Origin of the sequence: Streptomyces hiroshimensis (assembly GCF_014650335.1) — a bacterium.
Classification (GTDB): domain Bacteria; phylum Actinomycetota; class Actinomycetes; order Streptomycetales; family Streptomycetaceae; genus Streptomyces; species Streptomyces hiroshimensis.
On sequence record NZ_BMUT01000001.1, the window covers coordinates 372,728 to 398,945 of the forward strand.

9 protein-coding genes are annotated in these 26,218 nt (G+C 74.6%); 4 read left to right on the plus strand and 5 right to left on the minus strand.

Going from position 1 to position 26,218, the window contains the following annotated elements:
• Together IE241_RS01535 and IE241_RS01540 are read right to left on the minus strand one after the other, a co-directional pair.
• Complete coding sequence (locus tag IE241_RS01535; protein ID WP_190019717.1) at positions 1–579, minus strand: (2Fe-2S)-binding protein; 579 nt, start codon at positions 577–579, stop codon at positions 1–3.
• Positions 570–1,457: an FAD binding domain-containing protein gene (locus IE241_RS01540; RefSeq protein ID WP_190019718.1), complete on the minus strand. Its 888-nt coding sequence runs from the start codon at positions 1,455–1,457 to the stop codon at positions 570–572. Before IE241_RS01540 ends, IE241_RS01535 begins: the two co-directional genes overlap by 10 nt.
• Positions 1,458–1,710: 253 nt before the next feature.
• Between IE241_RS01540 and IE241_RS01545 the strand changes: the two genes are divergently transcribed.
• Both IE241_RS01545 and IE241_RS01550 read left to right on the plus strand, forming a co-directional pair.
• On the plus strand, positions 1,711–3,399 hold the full coding sequence (locus tag IE241_RS01545) for a PucR family transcriptional regulator (RefSeq protein ID WP_190019719.1): 1,689 nt from the start codon (positions 1,711–1,713) through the stop codon (positions 3,397–3,399).
• A gap of 95 nt (positions 3,400–3,494) precedes the next feature.
• Positions 3,495–3,740, plus strand: a complete 246-nt coding sequence (locus IE241_RS01550; RefSeq protein ID WP_190019720.1) for a hypothetical protein — start codon at positions 3,495–3,497, stop codon at positions 3,738–3,740.
• A 37-nt stretch (positions 3,741–3,777) separates the two neighbouring features.
• Here IE241_RS01550 and IE241_RS01555 read toward each other — a convergent pair whose 3' ends face one another.
• On the minus strand, positions 3,778–4,776 hold the full coding sequence (locus tag IE241_RS01555) for an endonuclease/exonuclease/phosphatase family protein (protein ID WP_190019721.1): 999 nt from the start codon (positions 4,774–4,776) through the stop codon (positions 3,778–3,780).
• 453 nt (positions 4,777–5,229) lie between these two features.
• Between IE241_RS01555 and mgtA the strand changes: the two genes are divergently transcribed.
• Both mgtA and IE241_RS01565 read left to right on the plus strand, forming a co-directional pair.
• A complete protein-coding gene (gene mgtA / locus IE241_RS01560; protein ID WP_190019722.1) occupies positions 5,230–7,983 on the plus strand; it encodes a magnesium-translocating P-type ATPase in 2,754 nt (917 codons plus the stop codon).
• A gap of 61 nt (positions 7,984–8,044) precedes the next feature.
• Positions 8,045–8,839: an MgtC/SapB family protein gene (locus tag IE241_RS01565; RefSeq protein ID WP_229898671.1), complete on the plus strand. Its 795-nt coding sequence runs from the start codon at positions 8,045–8,047 to the stop codon at positions 8,837–8,839.
• Here the strand turns inward: IE241_RS01565 and IE241_RS01570 are convergent.
• Together IE241_RS01570 and IE241_RS01575 are read right to left on the minus strand one after the other, a co-directional pair.
• Positions 8,826–15,326 (minus strand): thioester reductase domain-containing protein, encoded by a 6,501-nt coding sequence (locus tag IE241_RS01570; RefSeq protein WP_444545143.1) that lies wholly within the window; start codon positions 15,324–15,326, stop codon positions 8,826–8,828. The genes IE241_RS01565 and IE241_RS01570 overlap by 14 nt on opposite strands.
• Before the next feature lie 85 nt (positions 15,327–15,411).
• A complete protein-coding gene (locus tag IE241_RS01575; RefSeq protein WP_190019724.1) occupies positions 15,412–26,199 on the minus strand; it encodes a type I polyketide synthase in 10,788 nt (3,595 codons plus the stop codon).
• Positions 26,200–26,218 lie beyond the last annotated feature (19 nt).

Here is a 26,218-nt window from a genome sequence, read left to right on the forward strand (position 1 = left end):
TCAGCCCGCCTCTCCGGCGCGGGCGGCCGCGAGGCGGACCGCGTCGAGGATCGTCTCGTAGCCGGTACATCGGCACAGGTTGCCCGAGAGGGCCTCGCGGATGTCCGCGTCGGAGGGCTCGGGGTTGCGCTCGATGAGCTCGTCGGCGGCGACGAGCAGGCCGGGGGTGCAGAAGCCGCACTGGACGGCGCCGGCGTCGACGAAGGCCTGCTGGACGGGGGAGAGCGCCTGGGCGCCGGGGCCGCCCGGTGCGGGCGTCCAGCGGCGGGCCTCGTCCAGGCTTGTGCCCGCGGGTGCCCGAGCCGTCGTGCCGTCGCCCGCGGCGCGCCGCCGGGCGTGCTCGGCGAGCCCCTCGACGGTGACGACCTCCCGCCCCTCGGCCTGGCCCGCCGCGACCAGGCAGGCGCACACCGGCAGCCCGTCGAGGCGGACGGTGCACGAGCCGCACTCGCCCTGCTCGCAGGCGTTCTTCGAGCCCGGCAGCCCGAGCCGCTCGCGCAGGACGTACAGCAGGCTCTCGCCCTCCCACACGTCGTCGGCCTGCTGCGGCCGGCCGTTGACCGTGAAGTTCACGCGCATCGGTGCTCCCTCCCCCCGGCGCGGTAGGCCTCCCACGTCCAGCCCAGCGTGCGGCGCGCCATCACGGCGACCGCGTGCCGGCGGTAGCGGGCGCTGCCGCGCACGTCGTCGATCGGGTTGCACGCCCCGGCGGCGAGCTCGGCGAACCGCCGGGCGGCGGAGGGCGGCACGGGCCGCCCGGACTCCCAGTGGCCGCCCTCCTCCAGGGCCGCGGCGAGGAAGTCCTCCGCGGCGCGGGCCCGGACCGGGGTGGGGGCCGCGGAGCCGATGCCGGTGCGCACCGTGCGGCTGCGCGGGTGCAGCGCGAGGGAGAACGCGCACACGGCGATGACCATGGCGTTGCGGGTGCCGACCTTGGAGAACTGCTGCGGTCCGTCGGCCCGCGCGATCCGCACCGCCCGGATCAGCTCGTCCGGCGCGAGGGCGTTGCGCTTGACGCCGGTGTAGAACTCCTCGGCGGGGATCAGACGGGTGCCGCGCACGGACTCCGCCTCCACCCGCGCGCCCGCCGCCAGCAGCGGCGGGTGGGAGTCCCCGGCGGGGGAGGCGGCGCCGAGATTGCCGCCGACGCTGCCCCGGTTGCGGATCTGCGGCGAGCCGACGGTGTGCGCCGCGAGCGCCAGGCCGGGCAGCTCGGCCCGCAGCTCCTCCATGATCCGTGCGTACGGGACGGAGGCGCCCAGCCGGACCTCGTCCTCCCCGGTCTCCCACTCGTACAAATCGCCGATGCGGTTCAGGTCCAGCAGGTACTCCGGCCGGCGCCGGTCGAAGTTGATCTCGACCATCACGTCCGTGCCGCCCGCGACGGGGACGGCCGCCGGGTGCTCGGCCTTGGCGGCCAGAGCCTCCTCCCAGCTGCCGGGGCGCAGGAACTCCATGGGGCTTCTCTTCTCGATCGGTCTCGCAGGGGTCGTCCGAGGGATGTGCCGCGTGGCGGTCCTTCGCGCTCCGCGGCCGTGCCGCACGCTGTGGGCCCAGTACACAGAGCGCCCGGCGGGGCGGTGCAGTCACTGAAAACATGAAGCGGTTGGCTGGCCAGAGCGCTCATCTTGTAGATTCGAACGAAAGACGGGGTTGGGAAACCTCACTGCATTCCACTGGTAACAACAAGACAGATCGGCGGCGACCACGATGCGGCTGCGCGCACTCCTGGAGACCGAAGCGCTGGGCCTCCGACTGCTCGGCGGCGACGACGAGCTGGACCGCACGGTGCGCGGCGTGATGACGACCGACCTGCGCGACCCGAGCCGCTACCTCTCCGGCGGCGAGCTGGTCCTCACCGGCCTCGCCTGGCGGCGGGAGCCGGAGGACTCCGAGCGGTTCGTACGGATCCTCACGGGCGCGGGCGTGGCGGGGCTCGCGGCGGGCGAGGCCGAGATGGCCTCCATCCCGGACGACCTGATCCGGGCGTGCGCCCGCCACCGCCTGCCGCTGTTCTCCGTGAACGAGAACGTCTCCTTCGCGTCCATCACCGAGCACGTCGTCCGGCAGGTGTCGAGCGAGCGCGCCGGGGACCTGGCGGCGGTCGTCGACCGGCACCGCCGCCTGATGACGTCCGGCCCGGCGGGCGGCGGCCCCGAGGTCGTCCTCGACCTGCTCGGCTCCGACCTCGACCTGCGGGCGTGGGTGCTCTCCCCGACCGGCCGCCCCATCGCCGGCTCCTCGCTGGCGGGCGCCGGGCCCGAGCTGCCCGCCGCGGTCAGCGCGGCCCTGGCCGGCGAGCACCTGGCCGCCTCGCGCACGGGCCGGCGCGGCCCGCACCGGGTCACCGTCGCCGGCGACACCTACTCGCTCTTCCCCATCAGCCACAGCGGCCGCGCCCTGGCGGCCCGCGACGTGCGCGAGACGGTCCTGTCGGACTGGCTGCTGGCCGTCGAGGCCGACGCCGGGGACTGGTCGCCGGAGCGGCTCGACCTGCTCGACGGCGTCACCCAGCTGATCGCCGTGGAGCGGGACCGGCGTGACGCCGCCCGCACGGTGCGCCGCCGCCTGGCCCAGGAGGTCCTCGAACTCGTCCAGACGGGGGCGGCCCCCGCGGAGATCGCCGCCCGCCTGCGCGTCGCCGCGCCCGTCCTGCTGCCCGGCCTCGGCACGGCGCCGCACTGGCAGGTTGTCGTCGCCCGCGTCGAGTGGGAGGACGGCGACATCCCGGGCGGCCCCGTCGCCCAGGCCCTGCTGGAGGAGATGCTCGTCGCCCCGGAGGCGGCCGGGCCCGAGCCGTCCGACCGGATCGCCGTCGCCCACCTGGGCGACGAGGCGGTCGCGCTGGTGCCGCTGCCCGCGGTGCCCGCCGGACCGGAGGGCGGCGAGGAGGGCCGCGTCCCCGGCCTGCACGCGGACCGGATCCTCGACGCCGTCCGCGAGCCGCTCTCCCGCGGCCTCGACGACGACGGCCGCCTCACGCTCGGCGTCAGCGCCGCCGTCCACTCGGCGGAGGGCCTGCGCGGGGCGCTGGAGGAGGCCCGCCACGCCCGCCGGGTCGCCGCCGCGCGCCCGGGCCGCGTGTGCGCGGCCGGTCACCAGGAGCTGGCCTCGCACGTCCTGCTGCTCCCCTTCGTCCCCGACGACGTCCGCCGCGCCTTCACGGCCCGGCTCCTGGACCCGCTGCGCGACTACGACCGCCGCCACCGCGCCGAGCTCATCCCGACGCTGGAGGCGTTCCTCGACTGCGACGGCTCCTGGACGCGGTGCGCGACGCGGCTGCACCTGCACGTCAACACCCTGCGGTACCGGGTGGGCAGGATCGAGCAGCTGACGGGCCGGGACCTGTCGCGCCTGGAGGACAAGCTGGACTTCTTCCTGGCGCTGCGGATGAGCTGAGGGACCTACGCCGAAGGGCGGGGGCCGTACGCAGAAAGGAGGAGTCGTGCCCAAGTGGGGTACGGCTCCTGCGGCAGGCGCGCATCATCACGGATATGAGTGAGCCCGAAGAGGCATGCCCCGGCCCGCACGCCTTCTGCAAAGGGTGCAGGGGGAGCGGGGACTACCACGCCGCGGTCCTCTACCTGAACCAGTCCGGCCAGGGCGGCAATATGACGGGGGCTCACCTCTGCCAGTACTGCACGGGCCGCGGCTTCTCCTGCAAGCACCGCCCCCCGTGCAGCGGGCTGCACGACGACGACACGCCCGTCATCGGGCCGGACGTGCTGCCGCCCGTTTGACGCCCGTGTGACGTCCGGGCCGGCCAGGGGCCCGCCTTCACCCGTGCAGCGTCGTGTCCACCACCAGCGCCCGGTGGTCGGTGCCCGGCAGGTCCAGGAAGCGGGCCCGGTCGGGCTGCAGGGCGGAGCTGAGGAGGACGTGGTCGATCTGGGCGCCCAGCGGCGGCGCCGTCAGCGACGGCCAGGTGGGGGTCCGGGAGCGGCCGAGCACGGCCGCGCTGTCGCGCATCCCCGTGTCCAGGACGGAGCGGAAGGCCGCGTGGTCCTGCGAGGCGTTGAAGTCGCCCGCGATGACGGCCGGGCCCTCGCCGCGGCCGGCGGCCATGGCGCGGATGCGGCCCAGCTCCGTCCGCCACAGCTCCAGCCCGCCCGCCACCGGCGGCATCGGGTGCGCCACCTGGAACAGCACCTGTGCCCCCGCCACCTGCACCAGCGCCCGGGGCATCGCCAGCGTCCCGCGCACCGCGCCGTCCGGCCGCAGCGGGAACCGGCTCAGGAGCGCCGACCCCTGCGCCCTGCCGCCGCCGACGATCACCCGGTACGGGAACGCGGCCCGCACCTGCGCGCCCTCCAGGGCCGGTGCGCACTCCTCCGGTGCGCACTCCTGCACCGAGACCAGGTCCGGCTTCTCGCGCCGCAGCGCCTCCAGCAGACCCGGGGTGGCCCCGCCGAACTCCAGGTTGGCCGTCAGGATGCGCAGCCGGGCCACCACCGGCCCGGACGCCGGCGCCCGGCCCGCCGCGTACGGGGGCAGGAAGTACAGCGTGCCGAGGACCGCCACCAGCGCCCACGCACAGCCGGTGAGCCACCGGGTGCCCGCCGCGAGCACCAGCGCCGTCCCGGCCGGTGCGAGCAACCAGGGGAGGAACGCCAGCAGTTGGGGCATCGGCGTGACGCCGTCCACGTCGCACGCCCGGCACAGCAGCGGCCCGCTCACCAGCAGCAGGAGCAGCCACGCGCACCAGCGGGCGGCCTTCCGCCGGACCAGCGGCGGCGGCGCCTGCTCCTCCCCGGGCCCCGGGCCGGTCTCTTCCATGATTTTGACCCTTGTATGACCTACTGATTGCGGACGGCTTGACGTCATATGGCAAGCTAGACGCTGAAGGTGCCGCTCCGGCCGCATTTGGCGTGTATTCCGCGCGGTGCCTGCACTGTTCGTACGAGCGAGGAGGTGATCGGGATGACCAGTCGGAGTCCCGAGGGAAGTCCTCGCTTCAGTGCGGTTTCTGCTTGCGCAGTGCGCTGACTCGCTGAACTGATTCGCTGAGCTGACGTACGGGGTCGTGTACCCCGGCGCTGTTGCGCGCATTTCCCCTTACCCGGCCCTTATCCGGGCTTGATCCGGCCGTTTCCCGGCCGTTCCCGTAGTCCTTTCGGCTGTCTTCGCCGATTTCATCGGGCTTCCCACCGACTTTTCCGTGCCCACGGCCCGGCCGCTCGGCCATGCCGTCATGCCGTCGTGCCGTCGTGCCCGGAGAGAGGTTCCGCCATGACCAACACCACCCTCACCCCCGGCAAGCTCGCTCCGCCGGGCCGCACGCGCCGCGAGCGCAAGACCGCCGAGCTGGAGGCCCGTACCCGGGCCGCCGGCGACCGGCTGGCCCGGATCAGCGGATGGCCGGCCGCGCAGGTCCTGCAGGACACCCGCGCCACGCCCCACGGCCTGCGCCAGGAGGACGCCGAGCTGCGGCTCGCGCGCGACGGGGCCAACGTCGTCGCACACGACACCGGCCCCCGCTGGTACGCCCGGCTCGCCAAGGCGTTCTGGAACCCCTTCATCATGATCCTGGTCGCCCTGCTGGCGATCATGTACGTGCAGTGGCTGCAGGCCGCCGACGAGGAGCCCTTCGACCCCAAGATCCCCATCATCGGTGCGATGGTGCTGGTCAGCGGCCTGCTGCGGTTCTGGCAGGAGCACCGCTCGGCGGGCGCCGCGGCCGCCCTGCGCGCCCTCGTCACCACGACCACCGCCGTCCGCCGCCGCGACGGCCGCAACACGGCCCCGGCCACCGTCGAGATCCCGATGGACAGGGTCGTCGTGGGCGACGTCGTGAGCCTGTCCGCGGGCGACCTCGTCCCCGCCGACCTGCGCCTGCTCACCGCCAAGGACCTCATGGTCGGCCAGGCGGCGCTGTCCGGCGAGTCGCTGCCGGTCGCCAAGGCCGACACGCGCACCCACGACTACGGGCAGTCCACGACCACCGACCCCGTAGAGGCCGACAACCTCTGCCTGATGGGCACCTCGGTGACCTCCGGCACCGCCACCGGCGTGGTCGTCGCCACCGGTGCGGACACCTACTTCGGGTCGATGGCCGGATCGCTCGTCGGCGAGCGCCCCGAGACCAGCTTCGACGCCGGCGTGAAGAAGGTCAGCTTCCTGCTGATCCGCTTCATGCTCGTCATGGTCCCGCTCGTGTTCGCCGTCAACGGCTTCACCAAAGGCGACTGGAACGAGGCGTTCATGTTCGCCGTCGCCGTGGCCGTCGGGCTCACGCCCGAGATGCTGCCGATGGTCGTCACCACCAACCTCGCGCGCGGCGCCGTCGCCATGGCGCGCCGCAAGGTCGTCGTCAAGCGCCTGAACGCCATCCAGAACCTCGGCGCCATGGACGTGCTGTGTACGGACAAGACCGGCACGCTCACCGAGGACCGCATCGTCCTCGACCGCTACCTCGACGTGCACGGCCGGGAGGACGCCGAGGTCCTCGAATACGCCTACCTCAACAGCCACTTCCAGACGGGGCTGCGCAACCTCATGGACCAGGCGGTCATCGACCGCGTGCTCGAGGCCGAGGAGGTTGTCGTCGACGCCCGCTTCACCAAGGTCGACGAGATCCCCTTCGACTTCGCCCGCCGCCGCATGTCGGTGGTCCTGAGCCGCAACGACCTCGGCAGTCCTGCCGGTGCCGCCGAGCACGCAGTCGAAGAACACCGCCTCATCACCAAGGGCGCCGTCGAGGAAGTCCTCGCGCTGTGCACCCACATGACCGAGGACGGCCGCCGCGTCGAGCTCGACGCCGGGCTGCGCCGCCGCGTGACCCGTACCGCCGAGGACAACAACCGGCAGGGGCTGCGGGTCCTGGCCGTCGCGACCCGCGCCTTCCCCGCCGGCCGGGACACCTACACCGTCGAGGACGAGGACGGGCTGACCCTCGTCGGCTTCCTCGCCTTCCTCGACCCGCCGAAGGCGGACGCCGCCGCGGCCCTGCAGGCCCTCGCCGAGAAGGGCGTCGCCGTCAAGGTCGTCACGGGCGACAACGAGCTCGTGGCCGCGCGGGTCTGCGCCGACGTCGGCATCGACGTGGGGGCCGTCGTGACCGGGGCCGTCATCGACACCCTGGACGAGGCGGAGCTGCGCGCCCTGGTCCGTGCCACCACGGTCTTCGCCAAGACCAACCCCGTACAGAAGGCCCGTATCGTCCGGGCGCTCCAGGCCGAGGGGCACACCGTGGGCTTCCTGGGCGACGGCATCAACGACGCCGCGGCCCTGCGGGACGCCGACGTCGGCATCTCCGTCGACACGGCCGTGGACATCGCCAAGGAGTCGGCCGACATCATCCTGCTGGAGAAGGACCTGACGGTCCTGGAGCAGGGCGTCGAGCAGGGGCGCACGACCTTCGGCAACACCATCAAGTACATCAAGATGACGGCGAGCTCGAACTTCGGGAACGTCTTCTCGGTCCTGGTGGCCAGCGCCTTCATCCCCTTCCAGCCGATGCTGGCGATCCACCTGCTGGTGCAGAACCTCGCCTACGACGTCTCGCAGCTCGCCACGCCCTGGGACCGGATGGACCCGGAGTACCTGCGCAGGCCGCGCACGTGGGACGCCAAGGGCATCGCCCGGTTCATGCTCTTCATCGGGCCGATCAGCTCCGTCTTCGACATCACCACCTTCCTGGTGCTGTGGAACGTCTTCGGGGCGGACAGCGAGGCTGGCCAGACGCTGTTCCAGTCCGGGTGGTTCATCGAGGGCCTGCTGTCCCAGACCCTGATCGTCCACATGATCCGCACCCGCAAGGTGCCCTTCATCGGCTCCCGGGCCTCGGCCCCGGTGATGGTGATGACCGCCGTGGTGATGGCGTTCGGCATCCTCCTGCCGTTCTCGCCGCTGGCCCCGGCGCTCTCGATGGAGCCGCTGCCGATGGGCTACTTCCCGTGGCTGATCGCGATCCTGCTGGCGTACTGCGCCCTGACCCAGGCGGTCAAGACCTGGTACATCCGGCGATTCAACACCTGGCTGTGACCGGCCGATTCAACACCTGGCCGTGACCGGCCGATAGAGATACCGACGAGGAAGGTGGATCATGGTTGTGGTCAACGAGTGGCACATGGCGGCCAACATCGCGGCCGGCCTGGGCTTCGGTGCGATCATCGGACTGGAACGCCAGTGGCGGGCCCGGATGGCGGGCCTGCGCACCAACGCGCTGGTCGCGGCCGGATCCGCCCTCTTCGTCCTCCTCTCGCAGTACGGCTTCGCCTCCGCCACCAGCACGACCGGCTACGACGGCTCCCGCGTCGCCGCGCAGATCGTCTCCGGCATCGGCTTCCTCGGCGCGGGCGTCATCATGCGGGACGGGCTGAGCGTGCGCGGCCTCAACACCGCGGCGACCCTGTGGTGTTCGGCCGCCGTCGGCGCCCTCGCCGGGACCGGGCTGTACGTGGTGGCCGCGCTCGGCACCGTGGGCGTGGTCGGCGCCAACACCCTGCTCAGGCCGCTGGCGCGCGGCCTCGACCGGGGGCCGCACGGCGGCGCCGAAGTGGCCACGGACTACCACTTCGAGGTCGTGTGCACCGAGCCCGAGGAGGCCCACGTCCGCACCCTCGCCGTCCAGGCCGTCGCCCGCCCCGGCTTCCGGCTGCGCTCGGTCTACAGCGCGGACGCCGAGGCCCCCGGCAAGGTCGTCGTGTCGGCCGACCTCACCACCGAGCGCCGCGACGACAGCCTCCTGGAGGAGGCCGTCAGCCGCCTCTCCCTGGAACCCGCGGTCTCGGCCGTCAGCTGGACCGTCCTGCAGGGGCCCGACGAGGACGCGGACGACGACTACACGGCGGAGCGCCGGGGGCGGCGCAGGGTGCGGGACTTCTTCACGGGGAGGTGACGGCGGGTCGCGGGCGCGGGAACCAGCCCTCCTCGACGAAGAAGTCGACGTACTTCCCGAACAGCTCGCCGCTCAGCTCCGGGCACTCCACCCCGGTGCCCCGCAGTGCCGCCTCCGTGTCCGAGGTGTCGAACGGCGGGTAGAAGGAGCCGCTGTCGGAGACCATCACCTCGAACGCCTCCAGCAGCGGGGTCATGGCGTTGTCGGGGTCCGACGTCACCCGTGCCCGCCACGTCCGCCAGTCCAGGTCGTCCAGGGCGTACCCGAACGACCGGAGGTGGTCGGCGAACTGGGTGAACGACAGGGCGCTCGGGTTGTAGAGGTGGTACGTCCCGCCGGTGTGGGCGCCCTCCCGGGAGATCGTCACGATCGCGGAGCTGACGTAGTCCACCGGCACCGCGTGGACCGCGCCCGCGAGGTTGTCCGGCACGGCGCCGGCCTGGATCAGCCCCTTGAGGCTCAGCCACACGAAGTCCCGCGTCTGGCAGGCCCCGTTGACCTGGTCGCCCGAGATCACGTCGACGCGGTAGACGGAGACCGGCAGGCCGCGCTCCCGCGCCAGGCCGATCATCTGCTCGGCGACCCACTTGCTCTGGACGTAGCCGGTGGGCAGGATCTCCGCCGGGCCCGTGACGTCGTCCACCTTCAGGGGCACGCCCTCGGTGACGGCGCCCGCGAAGACGCCCACGGTCGACACGTAGTGGACCGGCACCGTCCGGTGGCGTGCCGCCAGCCGCAGCACCTCCTCCGTGCCGTCCACGTTGGCGGCCTTGAGCTCGGTGTACGGGCGCAGCCAGTGCACCGTGGCCCCCGCGTGGTAGACCACGTCCACGCTGCGGGCCAGGGCGTCGAACCGCTCCTCCGTCAGGCCCAGCCGGGGCGCGGCGAGGTCGCCGACCAGGATCCTCAGCCGGGACGGGTCCACCTCGTCCCAGATCCGGTACCACTCCATGTTCGCGCGCAGCCGCCGCAGGGCGCCCGCCTCGTCCTCGCCGCGCACCAGGCAGTGCACCGTCGCCCGCGTGGAGCGCATCAGGTCGCGCAGCAGGAACGCCCCGAGGAAGCCCGTGGCGCCGGTCAGGAAGACCTCCACGGGGTCGTCGGCCCCGCGGACGACCTCCGCCGCCGGCCGGACGTCCTCGGCGAGGCGCACCTCGGCCGCGAAGTCGACCGTGTGGCGGGCGGACGTGCCCGCCCCCGCCACCGACTCCAGCAGGGCGTCGCGCAGGTAGGCGGCGAGCGCGGCCGGCGTGGGCCGGTCGAAGACCAGCGTCGACGGCAGCCGCAGCCCGGTGCCGGCGCCCAGGCGGTTGCGCAGCTCGACGGAGGTCAGCGAGTCGAAGCCCACCTCCTGGAACGGGCGCGTCGCTTCGATGGCGCCCGGGTCCGTACGGCCCAGGACCGCCGCCATCTCCCCGCGCACCAGGTCGAGGAGGACCTGCTGCTGCCCGGCCTCGTCCATGGACGCGAGGCGGCCGGCCAGCGAGCCGGGCCCCGCGTCGGTGTTCCGGGCCGCCGGGCGCACCGTGGGCCCGGCCAGGGCGGTCATGACCAGGGGCGCCTGGGCGGCGTTCTCCCGCAGGGCCGCCAGGTCCATGGGCGTGACGACCACCGCGGGCCGGCCCAGGCCCAGCGCGGCGTCCAGCAGCGCCGGCCCCGCGGCCTCGGTGATCGGCAGCAGGCCGGAGCGGGCGATGCGCTTGTAGTCGGCCTCCTCCAGGTGGCCGCTCACGCCGGTGGTCTGTTCCCACAGTCCCCAGGCGAGGGAGGCGGCGGGCAGGCCGTGGGCGTGGCGGTGGGCGGCGAGTCCGTCGAGGAAGGCGTTGGCGGCGGCGTAGTTGGCCTGGCCCGGGCCGCCGATCACCGCCGCGGCGGAGGAGAAGAGGATGAACGCGGAGAGGTTCGCGTCGCGCGTGAGCTCGTGCAGGTGCCAGGCGGCGTCGGCCTTCGGGCTCAGCACGCGCCCCAGCCGCTCCGGGGTCAGGGCCGACACCAGACCGTCGTCCACGACGCCTGCGGTGTGGAGGACGGCGGTGAGGGGGTGTGCGGTGGGGACGGCGGCGAGGAGGGCGGCGAGTGCGGTGCGGTCGGTGACGTCGCACGCCGTGATGGTGACGTGGGCGCCGAGTGCGGTGAGTTCGGCCGTGAGCGCGTCGGCGCCGGGGGCGTCCGGGCCGCTGCGGCTGGTGAGGAGGAGGTGGCGTACGCCCTTCTCGGTCACCAGGTGACGGGCGAAGAGTGCGCCCAGGGAGCCGGTGCCGCCCGTGATGAGGACGGTGCCCTCCGGGTCCCACTCCTGTGCGTCACCGGCCGTGGTGGTGACGCGGGCCAGGCGGGGGACGGACACGGTGCCGTCGCGCAGGGCAGCCTGAGGCTCGCCGGAGGCGATCAGCGCGGCGAGGGTGCCGGCCTGCGGTGAGAGGTTGTGGGTGCCGCTGTCGGTGTCGGCGATGACGATGCGGCCGGGGGCTTCGGACTGTGCGGAGCGTACGAGTCCCCAGATGGTGGCGGCTGCGAGGTCGTGGACGTCCTCGTCGCCGGTGGAGACGCCTCCGTGGGTGAGGACGAGGAGCGGGGTGGTGGCGAGCCGGTCCTCGGCCAGCCACTCCTGCACCAGCCCCAGCACCCGGAGCGTCTCCGCGTGCACGCCACCGGCCACGTCGGCACCGTCCGCCGGTTCCGTACGGAGCACGACGGCCCCGAATGCGCCGCCGGCCTCCACGGCCGCGGCCACGGCGGCCACGTTGTCGAACCGCTCGGCGGCGGACTGCTCACCTTCGAACCGGGCACCCTCGAACTCCCCGGAGCCCAGGACGCCCCAGCGGAATCGGGCCTCCGCCCCGGCGAGCGCGATCGGCGTCCACCCGAGGTGGAAGAGCGCGTCCTGGCGCCGCTCCCGGACGTCGCCGACCTCCTCCGGCGTAACCGGGCGCAGCGCGACGGAGTCGACGGATCCGACGGGCCGCCCCGCGCGGTCGGCGAGCTGCAGCGCGTACGCCCCGCCGCCGGCGGGCGTCAGCCGGACCCGCAGGGCGGTCGCGCCCGTCGCGTACAGCCGTATCCCGCTCCACCCGGCCGCGATGCGAGCCGTCGGGGCCCCGCCCTCCCCGGCCACCAGCAGGGCGTGCAACGACGCGTCCAGCAGCGCGGGGTGGATGCCGAACCCGGCCGCCCCCGCCTGCGCGTCCTCCGGCAGCCGCACCTCGGCGAACAGCTCGTCGCCCCGCCGCCACAGGGCCGCAAGCCCCTGGAAGAGGGGGCCGTACCCCGCGCCCGCCGCCTCCAGCGCGGCATACGCGTCCTCGGTCGCGACGGCGTCCGCGTCCGCCGGCGGCCACTCGGCCAGGCCGAACGACGCCTTGGGCGCGCTGAAGCTCAGCCGGCCCGCCGCATGGGTGGTCCAGGGGGCGCCGGCGGTGTCGGGGCGGGCGTGGACGGTGAGCGCCCGGCGGTGGTCCGCGTCCGGTCGCCCGACGCGGATCTGCAGTTGCAGGGCGCCGCGCTCGGGGAGCACGAGGGGCGTGTGGACGGTGAGCTCGTCGACGGCCGTGCAGCCCAGCTCGTCACCGGCACGGACGGCCAGTTCGACCAGGGCGGCGGTCGGCACGACGGACAGACCGTGCACCGTGTGCCCGGCGAGCCAGGGATGGGTCCGCAGCGAGACGCGGCTCGTGAACACGGCGTCGTCGGACCCCGCGAGGGTCACTGCGGCGCCCAGGAGCGGGTGCCCGGTGGGGGCGAGCCCGAGGTCGGCGGCGCCCGACTGCGTGGAGCCCGCGTCGAGCCAGTAGCGCTGGTGCTGGAAGGCGTAGGTCGGGAGGTCGGTGCGATGCGCGCCGGTCCCCGAGTAGTACGCGGTCCAGTCCACCGCTACGCCGTGGTTGTGGAGTTCGCCGACGGCCGTGACGAGTGAGCGGTCCTCCGGCCGGTCGCGTCGCAGCGAGGAGAGCACGAGGTGCTCGCCGTCCACCGTCTCCAGGGTGTCGGTGGTGAGGGCGCTGAGGACGCCGTCGGGGCCGAGTTCGAGGAAGGTGGTGGCTCCGGCGTTGTGGAGGGTGCGGACGGCGTCGGCGAAGCGGACGGGGCGGCGGATCTGGTCGACCCAGTAGTCGGGGGTGGTCCAGGCTTCGGTGACGGGCTCGCCGGTGACCGTGGAGACGGCGGGGATCCGGGCCGGCCGGAAGTCGAGACCGGCGACGGCGGTGCGGAAGTCTTCCAGCATCGGTTCCATGAGGGGCGAGTGGAAGGCGTGGGAGACGGTGAGCTGCTTGGTCTTGTGCCCTTGTGCCTTGAGCTGTTCGGCGATGCGCGTGGTGGTGTCGTGTTCGCCGGAGATGACCACGGCGCGGGGGCCGTTGACGGCGGCGATGCCGACCTGCCCGTCGTGGCCTTCGAGGAACGGCAGTACCTCGTCCTCGGTGGCCTGGACGGCGATCATCGTCCCGCCCGCCGGCAGCGCCTGCATCAGGCAGCCGCGGGCGGCCACCAGTTTCGCGGCGTCCGCGAGGGAGAGGACGCCTGCGACGTGGGCGGCGGTGATCTCGCCGATGGAGTGCCCGGCCACGTGGTCGGGGGTGATGCCGAAGGACTCGAAGAGCCTGTAGAGGGCCGTTTCGACGGCGAAGAGGGCGGGCTGGGTGAAGCCGGTGTCGTCCAGCCCGTCGCCCGAGGCGATGACGTCGCGCAGGGGGCGGTCGAGGAGCGGGTCGAGTGCGGCGGCGACGGCGTCGAAGGCGGCTGCATAGGCAGGGAAGGCCCGGTAGAGCTCTTCGCCCATGCCCACGCGCTGCGCGCCCTGCCCGGTGAACAGGAACGCGGTGCTTCCCGTACGGGTGCCGTCGCCCTGGACCACACCGGGGGCGCTCTGCCCGGCGGCGAGTGCGGCCAGGGCCGTGATCAGTTCGTCCCGGTCGTCTCCCGCCACCACGGTGGCGCGGTGGTCGAGGGCGGCGCGGGTGGTGGCCAGCGACCAGGCCACGTCCAGCGGGCGCACGTCCGGGTTCGCCTTCGTGAAGGCCAGCAGGCGTTCCGCCTGGCCGGCCAGGGCCTCCGGTGTCTTCGCCGACAGCACCCACGGCACCACCGACGGCACTACCGGCGACTCCACCGTCGGCTCCACCTCCGCCCCGGGCTCCCCGTCAGGCTCCGCGGGGGCCGCCTCCAGGATCACGTGCGCGTTGGTGCCGCTCACCCCGAAGGAGGAGACGGCGGCGCGGCGGGGTGCCCCCGTCTCGGGCCAGTCGCGGGCTTCGGTGAGGAGCTCGACGGCGCCGGACTCCCAGTCGACGAAGGGGGTGGGTTCGTCGACGTGCAGGGTGCGGGGCAGGACGCCGTGGTGCATCGCCTGCACCATCTTGATCACACCGCCCACACCGGCCGCGGCGACCGAGTGACCGATGTTGGACTTCATCGACCCCAGGTAGAGCGGCCGCCCGCCGGACCGCTGCCGGCCGTACGTCGCCAGCAGGGCCTGGGCCTCGATGGGGTCGCCGAGCCGGGTGCCGGTGCCGTGGGCCTCGACCGCGTCCACGTCGGCGGGCGTGAGCTTCGCGGCCGCCAGGGCCTCGCGGATCACCCGCTCCTGCGAGGGCCCGTTCGGCGCCGTCAGACCGTTGGACGCACCGTCCTGGTTGACGGCCGAGCCGCGGACGACGGCGAGCACGCGGTGCCCGTTCCGCCGCGCGTCCGACAGCTTCTCCACCAGCACCAGGCCCGCGCCCTCGGCCCAGGAGGTGCCGTCGGCCGCGGCGGCGAAGGACTTGATGCGGCCGTCGGCCGCCAGCCCCCGCTGCCGGGAGAAGTCGACGTAGCCGCCCGGGTCGCCGTTGACGGTGACGCCGCCGGCCAGCGCCAGCGCCGACTCGCCCGACCGCACCGACTGGACGGCCAGGTGCAGGGCCACCAGCGACGACGAGCACGCGGTGTCCATCGTCACCGCCGGCCCCTCGAAGCCGAAGGTGTAGGCGATGCGGCCGGAGGCCACGCTGCTCAGCTTGCCGGTCATCAGGTAGCCCTCGAACTCCTCGGGGGCGTTCAGCCCGAGGTAGCTCTCCTCCACGGCCCCCACGAAGACGCCCGTCCGGCTGCCCTTGAGCGTGGCGACGTCGATCCCCGCCTGCTCGAAGACCTCCCACGCGGTCTCCAGCAGCACGCGCTGCTGCGGGTCCATCGACACGGCCTCACGCGGCGAGATGCCGAAGAACGCCGCGTCGAAGCCCGTCGCCCCGTCGAGGAAACCGCCGTGGCGGGTGTAGGAGCGGCCCGGCTTGCCCGGCTCCGGGTCGTAGAGGCCGTCCACGTCCCAGCCGCGGTCGGACGGCCACTCCGAGATCGCGTCGCGGCCCTCCGCCACCAGCTGCCACAGCTCGTCCGGCGAGCCGACCCCGCCGGGGTAGCGGCAGGCCATGCCGACGATCGCGATCGGCTCCTGGTCGCCCGCCTCCAGCTCGGCGAGCCGCTGCCGCGCCTTCTGCAGGTCGGCAGTCACCCATTTGAGGTATTCGACCAGCTTCTCTTCACTAGGCATGCGAAACCCAAATCTCCTCGGGAAACAAAGTCGGTGAGTCTGCCGGTCAGTCGGCCGCGCGGCCGAGCTGGTTGTCGATGAAGGCGAAGATCTCGTCGGCCGAGGCCGAGGCGATCGACTCCGCCGCGCCGGGGCCCTCTTCGGCCGCCCCGGCCTCGGCCTCGTTGAGCTTGGACAGCAGCGTCCGGAGCCGCCGCGAGACCGCGGTACGGGACTGGTCGTCGGCCACGATGGCCGCGAACGCCGCCTCCAGGCCGTCCAGTTCGGCCAGCCCGGCACGGGCGGCCTGCGCACCCTCCGGCGCGAGCTCCGCGTACAGGTACGCCGCCAGTGCCCCGGGCGTGGGGTGGTCGAAGACCAGGGTGGCGGGCAGCCGCAGCCCGGCCGCGGTGCCGAGCCGGTTGCGCAGGTCGACCGCCGTCAGCGAGTCGAACCCCAGCTCCTGGAAGGGCCGCTCGGGCTCGATCGCCCGGTGGTCGGCGTGGCCGAGCACCGAGGCCACCTCCGCCCGTACCGCGTCGAGCACCACCTGCTGAGCCTCCGCGCCGGTCAGCCCGGTCAGGCGCTGCGCCAGCGACTCCGGCGCGCCGGATCCCGCGCGGGCCACGGGCCTGCGGGACGGCACCTTCACCAGGCCCCGCAGCAGGGCCGGGACCCGGCCGTGGGCGCGCGCCGCCGCCGGGTCCAGGGGAAGGGCCGTCAGGGCCGGGAGACCCGTCGCGAGCGCGGCGTCGAACAGATCCGGTCCGCCGGTGGCCGTGACGGGCCGGAACCCTTCGCGGGCGATCCGGCTGCGGTCCGCCCGCTCCAGGCCCGCGGTGACGCCGGTGGTCTGTTCCCACAGTCCCCAGGCGAGGGAGGTGGCGGGCAGGCCGTGGGCGTGGCGGTGGGCGGCGAGGGCGTCGAGGAAGGCGTTGGCGGCCGCGTAGTTGGCCTGGCCCGGGCCGCCGATCACCGCCGCGGCGGAGGAGAAGAGGATGAACGCGGAGAGGTCCATGTCGCGCGTGAGCTCGTGCAGGTGCCAGGCGGCGTCGGCCTTCGGCCGCAGGACCGTCCCTATCTGATCACTCGTCAAGGACGGTACCAAGGCGTTGTCCACGATGCCCGCGGCGTGGAGGACGGCGGTGAGGGGGTGCCCGGCCGGGATCTGCGTCAGTGTGCGGACCAGGGCTGCGCGGTCGCTGACGTCGCAGGCGGTGATGGTGACGTGGGCGCCGAGTGCGGTGAGTTCGGCGGCGAGTTCGCCGGCGCCGGGGGCGTCCGGGCCGCTGCGGCTGGTGAGGAGGAGGTGGCGTACGCCCTTCTCGGTCACCAGGTGGCGGGCGAAGAGTGCGCCCAGGGAGCCGGTGCCGCCCGTGATGAGGACGGTGCCCTCGGGGTTCCACGGCCGGGCGTCGTCGCCGATGCCGGTGACCTGGGCCAGGCGGGGGAGGAGCACGGTGCCGTTGCGCAGCGCCGCTTGCGGTTCGCCGGAGGCGATGAGCCCGGCGAGGACCGCGGGGGTGCCGCTCTGCGGTGAGGGGCTGTCGGTGTCGGCGATGACGATGCGGCCTGGGGCCTCGGTCTGCGCGGAGCGTACGAGTCCCCAGATGGTGGCGGCTGCGAGGTCGTGGACGTCCTCGTCGCCGGTGGAGACGCCTCCGTGGGTGAGGACGAGGAGCGGGGTGGTGGCGAGCCGGTCCTCGGCCAGCCACTCCTGCACCAGCCGCAGCACCCGGAGCGCGGCGGTGTGCACGGCCGCGACGGTGTCGCCTCCGGCCTCGGGCACCCAGGGCACCACGACGGCGTCGACCGGCTCACCGGACTCCGCGGCCGCGGCCACTGCGGCCACGCCGTCGAACCGGCGCCCGGCGAACTCGCCCTCGCCCTCACCCAGCACACCCCAGCGCAGCGAGGCGTGCCCGCCGTCCGTGGCGGCCGGCGTCCATCCGACGTGCAGGAGCTCCGGTCCCCGGGCGGCGCGGACAAGTTGCTCGTCGGCGACCTCCTGGTAGACGAGTGCGTCGACGGTGGCGACGAGCCGCCCGCCGTCGTCGGTCAGCTCCACCGCGACCGTGTTCTCCCCGGTCCCGGTCTCGGTACCGGTCAGGCGGGCCCGGACCGCTTCGGCCCCCGTCGCGTAGAGCCGGACGCCCTGCCAGCCGGCCGGGACGAGCGTGAATCCCTCCCGCGCGGTGTACGGGTGGCCGAGGACCGCCGCGTCCAGGAGCACGGGGTGCAGCCCGTACCGTACGGCCTCCTCGTGCAGGTCCTCGGCGAGGGCGACCTCGGCGCCGGGCTCGCCCGACGGCCGGCGGGCAGGCCCCTGCGGATCGTCCGCCGCGAGGACGCCTTCGGCGTGCGCGGTCCACTGCGCGTCCCCGGTGTCCGGGCGGGCGTGGACGGCGAGGCTGCGCCGGCCGTCCGCGTCCGGCGCCCCGGCACGGATCTGCAGCTGCAGGGCGCCGTCCGCGGGCAGGACGAGCGGGGTGCGGACGGTGAGGCTGTCGAGCACCGTGCAGCCGAGTTCGTCGCCCGCCCGCACGGCCAGTTCGACCAGGGCGGACGTGAGCAGGGTGGACGTGCCGTGCTCGGTGAGCCACGGGTGGGCGCGCTCGGATACGCGGCTGGTGAACAGCGTCTCGCCCGTGCCCGCCACGGTGACCGCGGCGCCCAGGAGCGGGTGCCCGGTGGGGGTGAGCCCGAGGCCGGCGGTGTCGGTCGGTGCCGTGCCGGCGTCGAGCCAGTAGCGCCGGTGCTGGAAGGCGTAGGTGGGCAGCTCGGTGCGGTGGGCGCCGGTTCCGGCGAAGTAGGCGGTCCAGTCCACCGGCACGCCGTGGTTGTGGAGTTCGCCGACGGCCGTGACGAGGGAGCGGTCCTCCGGCCGGTCGCGCCGGAGTACGGCCACGGCGGCGTGCGCACTGCCGGAGGCGTCCAGGGTGTCGGTGGTGAGGGCGCTGAGGACGCCGTCGGGGCCGAGTTCGAGGAAGGTGGTGGCTCCGGCGTTGTGGAGGGTGCGGACGGCGTCGGCGAAGCGGACGGGGCGGCGGATCTGGTCGACCCAGTAGTCGGCAGACGTCCAGGCTTCGGAGACGGCGTCGCCCGTGACCGTGGAGACGGCGGGAAGCAGCGCCGGCTGGAAGGCCAGGCCGGAGACGACCGACCGGAAGTCCTCCAGCATCGGTTCCATGAGGGGCGAGTGGAAGGCGTGGGAGACCGTGAGCTGCTTGGTCTTGTGCCCCTGTGCCCGCAGTTCGTCGGCGATACGGGCAGTGGTCTCGTGCTCGCCGGAGATGACCACGGCGCGGGGGCCGTTGACGGCGGCGATCCCGACCTGCCCGTCGTGGCCTTCGAGGAACGGCAGTACCTCGTCCTCGGTGGCCTGTACGGCGATCATCGTCCCGCCCGCAGGCAGCGCCTGCATGAGCCGGCCGCGCGCGGCGACGAGCTTCGCCGCGTCCGTAAGCGACAGGACGCCTGCCACGTGGGCGGCGGTGATCTCGCCGATCGAGTGCCCGGCCACGTGATCCGGTGTGATGCCGAACGATTCCAGCAACCGGAACAGCGCGGTCTCGACGGCGAAGAGGGCGGGCTGGGTGAAGCCGGTGTCGTCCAGCCCGTCGCCCGAGGTGATGACGTCGCGCAGGGGGCGGTCGAGGAGCGGGTCGAGTGCGGCGGTGACGGCGTCGAAGGCGGCCGCGTAGGCGGGGAAGGCCCGGTAGAGCTCTTCGCCCATGCCCGCACGCTGCGCGCCCTGTCCCGTGAACAGGAACGCGGTCCGGCCGGTGCGGACTCCGGTGCCTCGCGTGGTGCCGGGGGCGCTCTGCCCGGCGGCGAGTGCGGCAAGGGCTGTGATCAGTTCGTCCCGGTCGTCTCCCGCCACCACGGTGGCGCGGTGGTCGAGGGCGGCGCGGGTGGTGGCCAGCGACCAGGCCACGTCCAGCGGGCGCACGTCCGGGTTCGCCTTGGTGAAGGCCAGCAGGCGTTCCGCCTGGCCGGCCAGGGCCTCCGGTGTCTTCGCCGACAGCACCCACGGCACCACCCCCGCCGCGGGCTTCCCACCGGGCTTCCCGCCGGACTTCCCGTCAGGTTCCCCGGCGGGCTCCGCAGCGGCCGCCTCCAGGATCATGTGCGCGTTGGTGCCGCTGATGCCGAAGGAGGAGACGCCGGCCCGGCGCGGCCGGTCCGTCTCGGGCCAGTCGCGGGTCTCGGTGAGGAGCTCGACGGCGCCCGACTCCCAGTCGACGTGCCGCGTGGGCCGGTCGACGTGCAGGGTCCGGGGCAGGACGCCGTGCTGCAGCGCCTGCACCATCTTGATGACGCTGCCGACGCCGGCCGCGGCCTGGGTGTGGCCGAGGTTGGACTTCAGCGAGCCCAGCCACAGCGGGCGCCCGTCCGGCCGGTCCTGACCGTAGGTGGCCAGGAGGGCGTGCGCCTCGATGGGGTCGCCGAGCGTGGTGCCGGTGCCGTGGGCGTCGACGGCGTCCACGTCGGCGCTGCTCAGCCCGGCGCCGGCCAGGGCCTGGCGGATGACGCGCTCCTGGGCGGGGCCGTTGGGGGCGGTCATGCCGTTGGAGGCGCCGTCCTGGTTGACGGCCGAGCCGCGGATCACCGCGAGCACGCGGTGCCCGTTGCGCCGCGCGTCCGACAGGCGCTCCACGAGCACCAGCCCGACGCCCTCGGACCAGCCGGTGCCGTCGGCGCCGTCGGCGAAGGAGCGGCAGCGGCCGTCCGGGGAGAGCCCGCGCTGGCGGGAGAACTCCACGAAGCCCATGGGCGTCGCCATCACGGTCACGCCGCCGGCCAGCGCCAGGTCGCACTCGCCGTTGCGCAGGGCGTTCGCGGCCTGGTGGATGGCCACCAGCGACGACGAGCACGCCGTGTCGACGCTGATCGCGGGGCCCTCGAAGCCGAAGGTGTACGCCACCCGGCCCGAGGCGACGCTGCCGGCGTTGCCGCTGAGCAGGTAGCCCTCCAGGTCCTCGGGGACGGTGTGCACGCGCGAGGCGTAGTCGTGGTACATCACGCCGGTGAACACGCCCGTGCGGCTGCCGCGCAGCGAGGCCGCCGCGATGCCGGCGCTCTCCAGCGTCTCCCACGCGGTCTCCAGCAGCAGCCGCTGCTGGGGGTCCGTGGCCAGGGCCTCGCGCGGGGACATCCCGAAGAACTCGGGGTCGAAGCGGTCGGCGTCGTGCAGGAAGCCGCCGTTGCGGGTGTAGGAGGTGCCGGAGCGCTCGGGGTCCGGGTCGTAGAGGGCCTCCACGTCCCAGCCGCGGTCGGACGGCCATTCGGTGACCGCGTCGCGGCCGTCGGCGACCAGCCGCCACAGGTCCGCGGGGGAGGTGACGCCGCCGGGGTAGCGGCAGGCCATGCCCACGATCACGACGGGGTCGTCGGCCGTCCCCGCCGTTCCCGCCCTTCCCGCCGGCGCGGCGGCGGTACGAGGCTCCGCGGGCCGTACGCCCGCGACCTGCGCCGACAAGTAGGCGGCGAGGGCGGTGGTGTTGGGGTGGTCGAAGACCAGGGTGGTGGGCAGCCGCAGGCCGGTCGCCGTCTGCAGGCGGTTGCGCAGCTCGACGGCCGTCAGGGAGTCGAAGCCCAGCTCCTTGAACGCGCGGTCGCCGTCGACGGCGGCGTTCGCGGAGTGCCCCAGCACCCCGGCGACATGCGTACGGACCAGGTCGGTGAGGACGCGGTCCCGCTCCTCGGGGGCGAGCGCGGCGAACCGCTGCGCGGGCGTGGCGCCGTCGCCGGTGCCGGAGGCGGCGCGGCGGCGGGCGGCGGGGGCCAGCCCGCGCAGGAGCGGCGGCACGTCTTCCCGGCCGCGCAGGGCCGCGGTGTCCAGGCGGGTGACGGCCAGGACCGCGTCGTCCAGGGCCGCGTTGTCCAGAGAACCGGCGGCGTCGAAGAGCTCCATGCCGTCCCGGGTCGCCAGCGGCAGCAGGCCGGAGCGTGCCATGCGCTGGAGGTCGACGTCGGCCAGGTGGCCGGTGCTGGCGCTGGTCTCCTCCCACAGTCCCCAGGCGAGGGACGTGGCGGGCAGGCCGTGGGCCCGGCGGTGGGCGGCGAGGGCGTCGAGGAAGGTGTTGCCGGCGGCGTAGTTGGCCTGGCCGGCGGTGCCCAGCAGGCCCGCGAGCGAGGAGAACAGCACGAAGGCCGACAGGCGCGCGTCGCGCGTGAGCTCGTGCAGGTTCCAGGCGGCGTCGACCTTGGGCCGCAGCACCGCGTCGAGGCGCTCGGGGGTCAGGCCGGACAGCAGGCCGTCGTCGACCGCACCGGCGGTGTGGACCACCGCGCTCAGGGGGTGCTCGGCCGGGATCCGCGCCAGGGTGCCGGCGAGAGCCTCGCGGTCGGCGACGTCACAGGCGGCGAGGGTGACCTCGGCGCCCAGCTCGGCGAGTTCCGTGCGGAGCTCGGCGGCGCCGGGGGCGTCCGGTCCGCGGCGGCTGAGCAGGAGGAGGCGCTGCGCACCGTGTTCGGTGACCAGGTGGCGGGCGAGGGCGGCGCCCAGGGTGCCGGTGGCGCCGGTGATGAGCACCGTTCCCTCGTCCCAGCGCGGCCTGGTGCCGTCCGCGGCTTCGGGGGAGCGGCGGGCCCGGGCGAGCCGGGGGGTGAGGATCCGGCCCCCGCGCACCGCGGCCTGGGTCTCGCCGGATGCCACGGCCGCGGAGAGCAGCGCGCCCGCCGTGGGGCCGTCGCCGTCCCGGCCGGCGTCCGCGGCTCCGCCGAGGTCGGCGATCAGGAACCGGCCCGGGTTCTCCGTGGCCGCCGACCGCAGCAGCCCCCAGACGCCCGCGTGGGTGAGGTCGGTGACGTCCTCGGCGCCCGCGGCGACGGCGCCACGGGTCGCCACGAGCAGCTTCGCGTCCGCGAAGCGCTCGTCCGCGAGCCAGGCGCGTGCCGTCTCCAGCACCTGCTGCGTGGCGGCGCGGGCACGGCCGGCCGGGCTGTCCCCGGCGGCACCGGCCGGGAGCAGGGGCAGGACGACCACGGGAGGTACGGGAGCCCCGTCGGCCACCGCGGCGGCCAGCTCGTCCAGGCCGGCGTACGTGTGGCCCGCCCCCAGGCCGGGGCCGTGTGCGGCGTCGCCGAGCAGGGCCCACGTCGCCGAGTCGTCGGTGCCCGCCTCCAGGGGCAGTTCGGTCCACTCGACGCGGAACATGCCGTCCCGCGTGGAGCTGCCCGCCCCGGCCAGCGCGTCCTTCGACAGGGGCCGCAGGGTGAGGGACGCGACGGTCGCGACGGGCTGACCGGTGCCGTCGGCCACCGTCAGCGCGGCGCTCTGCCCGTCGGGACCCGTGAGGCTCAGGCGGACGCGCAGGACCGTGGCGCCGGTGGCCTGCACGGCGACCCCGGCCCAGGAGAACGGCAGGAGCGCGGGCCGGTCCTCACCGGTCACGCCGGGCAGCAGGGTGTGCAGGGCGGCGTCGAGGAGGGCGGGGTGCAGGGTGAACAGGTGGGCGTCGGCGTGCTGTTCGTCCGCGAGGGCGACCTCGGCGTAGAAGTCGCCGTCCAGGGTCCACGCGCGGCGCAGGCCCTGGAAGGCCGGCCCGTACTCGTACCCCTCGGCGGCCACCCGCTCGTAGGCGCCGGTGAGGTCCGCCTCGGCGGCGCCGGCCGGCGGCCACACCAGCAGCTCCGCGTCCGGGGCCGGCCCCGTGGCGGGGCGCAGGGTGCCGTCGGCGTGCAGCGTCCAGGGCAGACCGGTGCCGTCCTCGCCGTCCGGGCGGGAGTAGATGTGCAGGCTGCGGCGGCCGGAGTCGTCGGCTTCTCCGACGGAGAGCTGGAGTTGTACGCCGTTCTTCTCGGGCAGGACGAGCGGGGCGGCGAGGGTGAGTTCCTCGACTTCGTCGCAGCCTGCTTGTTCGGCGGCGCGCAGGGCCATTTCCAGCAGGCCCGTGCCGGGGACGAGGACGGTGCCGGAGACGGCGTGGTCCGCCAGCCACGGGTGGGTGCGGCGCGAGAGCCGGCCGGTCAGCAGGTAGGCGTCGCGTCCGGCGACGCCCAGCGCGGCACCCAGCAGCGGGTGGCCCGCGGTGACCAGGCCGAGCCCGGCCGCGTCACCGGGTGCGGCGGAGGGGTCGAGCCAGTAGCGCTCGCGCTGGAACGCGTAGGTCGGCAGGCCGGTGCGGCGCGCCCCGCTGCCGGCGAAGACCGACTCCCAGTCCAGGGCCGCGCCGCGCGTGAAGGCCTCGCCGAGCGAGAGCCAGAACCGGTCCGGGCCGCCCTCGTCGCGGCGCAGCGAGCCGAACACGGCGGCGTCGCGGCCCGCGGCCTCGGCGGTCTCCTGCACGCCCATGGCCAGCACCGGGTGCGGGCTCGACTCGATGAAGGTGGTGAACCCCTGCTCCAGCAGGGTCCGTACGGCCTGCTCCAGCTCGACCGTCTGCCGCAGGTTGCGGTACCAGTAGCCGCCGTCGAGCTCGGTGCCCTCGACCCACCGGCCGGTCACCGTGGAGAAGAACGGGATGCTCGCCCTGCGCGGCTTCACGGGGGCCAGCAGTGTGGCCAGTTCGTCCCGCAGGAGCTCGACGTAGGCCGAGTGGGAGGCGTAGTCGACGTTGATCCGCCGCGCCCGGACGCCGTCGGCCTCGCAGGAGGCCAGGAGCTCCTCCAGGGCCTCGCTCTCGCCCGCGACGGCCACCGAGGAGGGGCCGTTGACGGCGGCGAGCTGGATGCGCTCGCCCCACGGGGCGATGCGCCCGCGCACCTCGTCGGCGGGCAGCGACACCGACACCATGCCGCCCAGGCCGGCCAGGCCGCGGCCGATGGCCTGGCTGCGCAGCGTCACCACGCGGGCGGCGTCCTCCAGCGAGAGGATGCCGGCCACGCAGGCGGCCGCGATCTCGCCCTGCGAGTGGCCCACGACCGCCTGCGGCTGCACGCCGTGCGCGCGCCACAGCTCGGCCAGCGAGACCATCACGGCGAACAGGACGGGCTGGATGACGTCGACGCGTTCGACGGGCGGCGCGCCCTCGGCGCCGCGCAGCACGTCCTCCAGCGACCAGTCGGTGAACGGCGCCAGGGCCGCGCCGACCTCGGCGATCCGGGCGGCGAACACGGGGGAGGAGTCGAGCAGGTCCACGGCCATGCCGGCCCACTGCGAGCCCTGCCCCGGGAAGAGGAAGGCCGTCTTCGCGCCCGGTGCGGCGCGGCCGCGCACCACGCCCGGGGCCGGCTCGTCCGCGGCCAGCGCCCGCAGCTGCTCAAGGGCGCCGTCCCGGTCGGTGGCGACGAGGACGGCCCGCTCGTCGAACGCGGCCCGGGTGGTGGCCAGAGAGCGGCCCACGTCCGCGAGACCGGCGGCGGGGTCGTCGCCGAGGGCGGCCAGCAGCCGCTCCGCCTGGGCGGTGAGGCCGGCCGGGGTCCTGGCCGACAGGACCCAGGGCACGGTGCCGAGCGCCATGGGGGCCGTGGCCGTGGCGGGCTCGGCGGGGGCGTCCTGCGCCGCTCCGGCCGTCTCGGCGTCCTCGGCGGGCTGTTCGATGATGACGTGGGCGTTGGTGCCGCCCATGCCGAACGCGGAGACCGCGGCCCGGCGCGGCCGGTCCGCCTCGGGCCAGTCGCGGGCTTCGGTGAGGAGCTCGACGGCGCCGGACTCCCAGTCGACGTGGTGGGTCGGCTCGTCGAGGTGCAGCGTGCGGGGCAGGACGCCGTGCTGCATCGCCTGCACCATCTTGATGACGCCGCCGACGCCCGCGGCCGCCTGCGTGTGGCCGGTGTTGGACTTCAAGGAGCCCAGGAACAGCGGCTTCCCCTCGGGCCTGCCCTGGCCGTACGTGGCGAGGACGGCCTGGGCCTCGATGGGGTCGCCGAGCGTGGTGCCGGTGCCGTGGGCCTCGACCGCGTCGACGTCGGCGGGGGCCAGGCCCGCGTTGGCGAGCGCCTGGCGGATGACGCGCTCCTGCGCGGGGCCGCTGGGGGCGGTCAGGCCGTTGGAGGCGCCGTCCTGGTTGACGGCCGAGCCGCGGATCACGGCCAGGACCCGGTGGCCGTTCTTCCGCGCGTCCGACAGCCTTTCCACCAGCAGCAGGCCGACGCCCTCGGACCAGGCGGTGCCGTCGGCGGCCGCCGAGAACGGCTTGCACCGCCCGTCCGGGGCGAGCCCGCGCAGCCGGGAGAACTCGACGAACCCGGTCGGCGTGGACATCACCGCCGCGCCGCCGGCCAGCGCCAGCTCGCACTCGCCGCGGCGCAGCGCGTTCACCGCCAGGTGCAGGGCCACCAGCGACGACGAGCACGCGGTGTCCACCGCGACCGCCGGCCCCTCCAGGCCGAAGGTGTAGGCGAGCCGGCCCGAGGCGATGCTGCCGGCGCTGCCGCTGTAGAGGTAGCCCTCGAAGCCCTCCGCGGGCAGGTGCGGGCGGGACCCGTAGTCCTGGTACATCAGGCCCGTGAACACGCCCGTGCGGCTGCCGCGGAGCTCCTGCGGGTCGATGCCCGCGCGCTCCATGGCCTCCCAGGCGGTCTCCAGCAGGAGCCGCTGCTGCGGGTCGGCGGCGAGCGCCTCGCGCGGCGAGAGGCCGAAGAACTCCGGCTCGAAGAGGTCGGCGTCGTGCAGGAACCCGCCTTCGCGCACGTAGCTCTTGCCGGTGGCCCCGGGGTCCGCGTCGAAGAGGTCCTCCAGGTTCCAGCCGCGGTTGACGGGGAAGCCCGTCACCGCGTCCACCCCGTCGTCGACCAGGCGCCACAGGTCCTCGGGCGAGGCCACGCCGCCCGGGTAGCGGCAGGCCATGCCCACGATCGCGATGGGTTCCTGTGCCTTCTCCTCCACTTCGCGCAGGCGCTTGCGCGCCTCGCGCGCGTCGGTGATGGCCCGCTTGAGGTACTCGCGGAGTTCCTTCTCGTCAGCCACGTGGGTTCAGCCCCCAGAG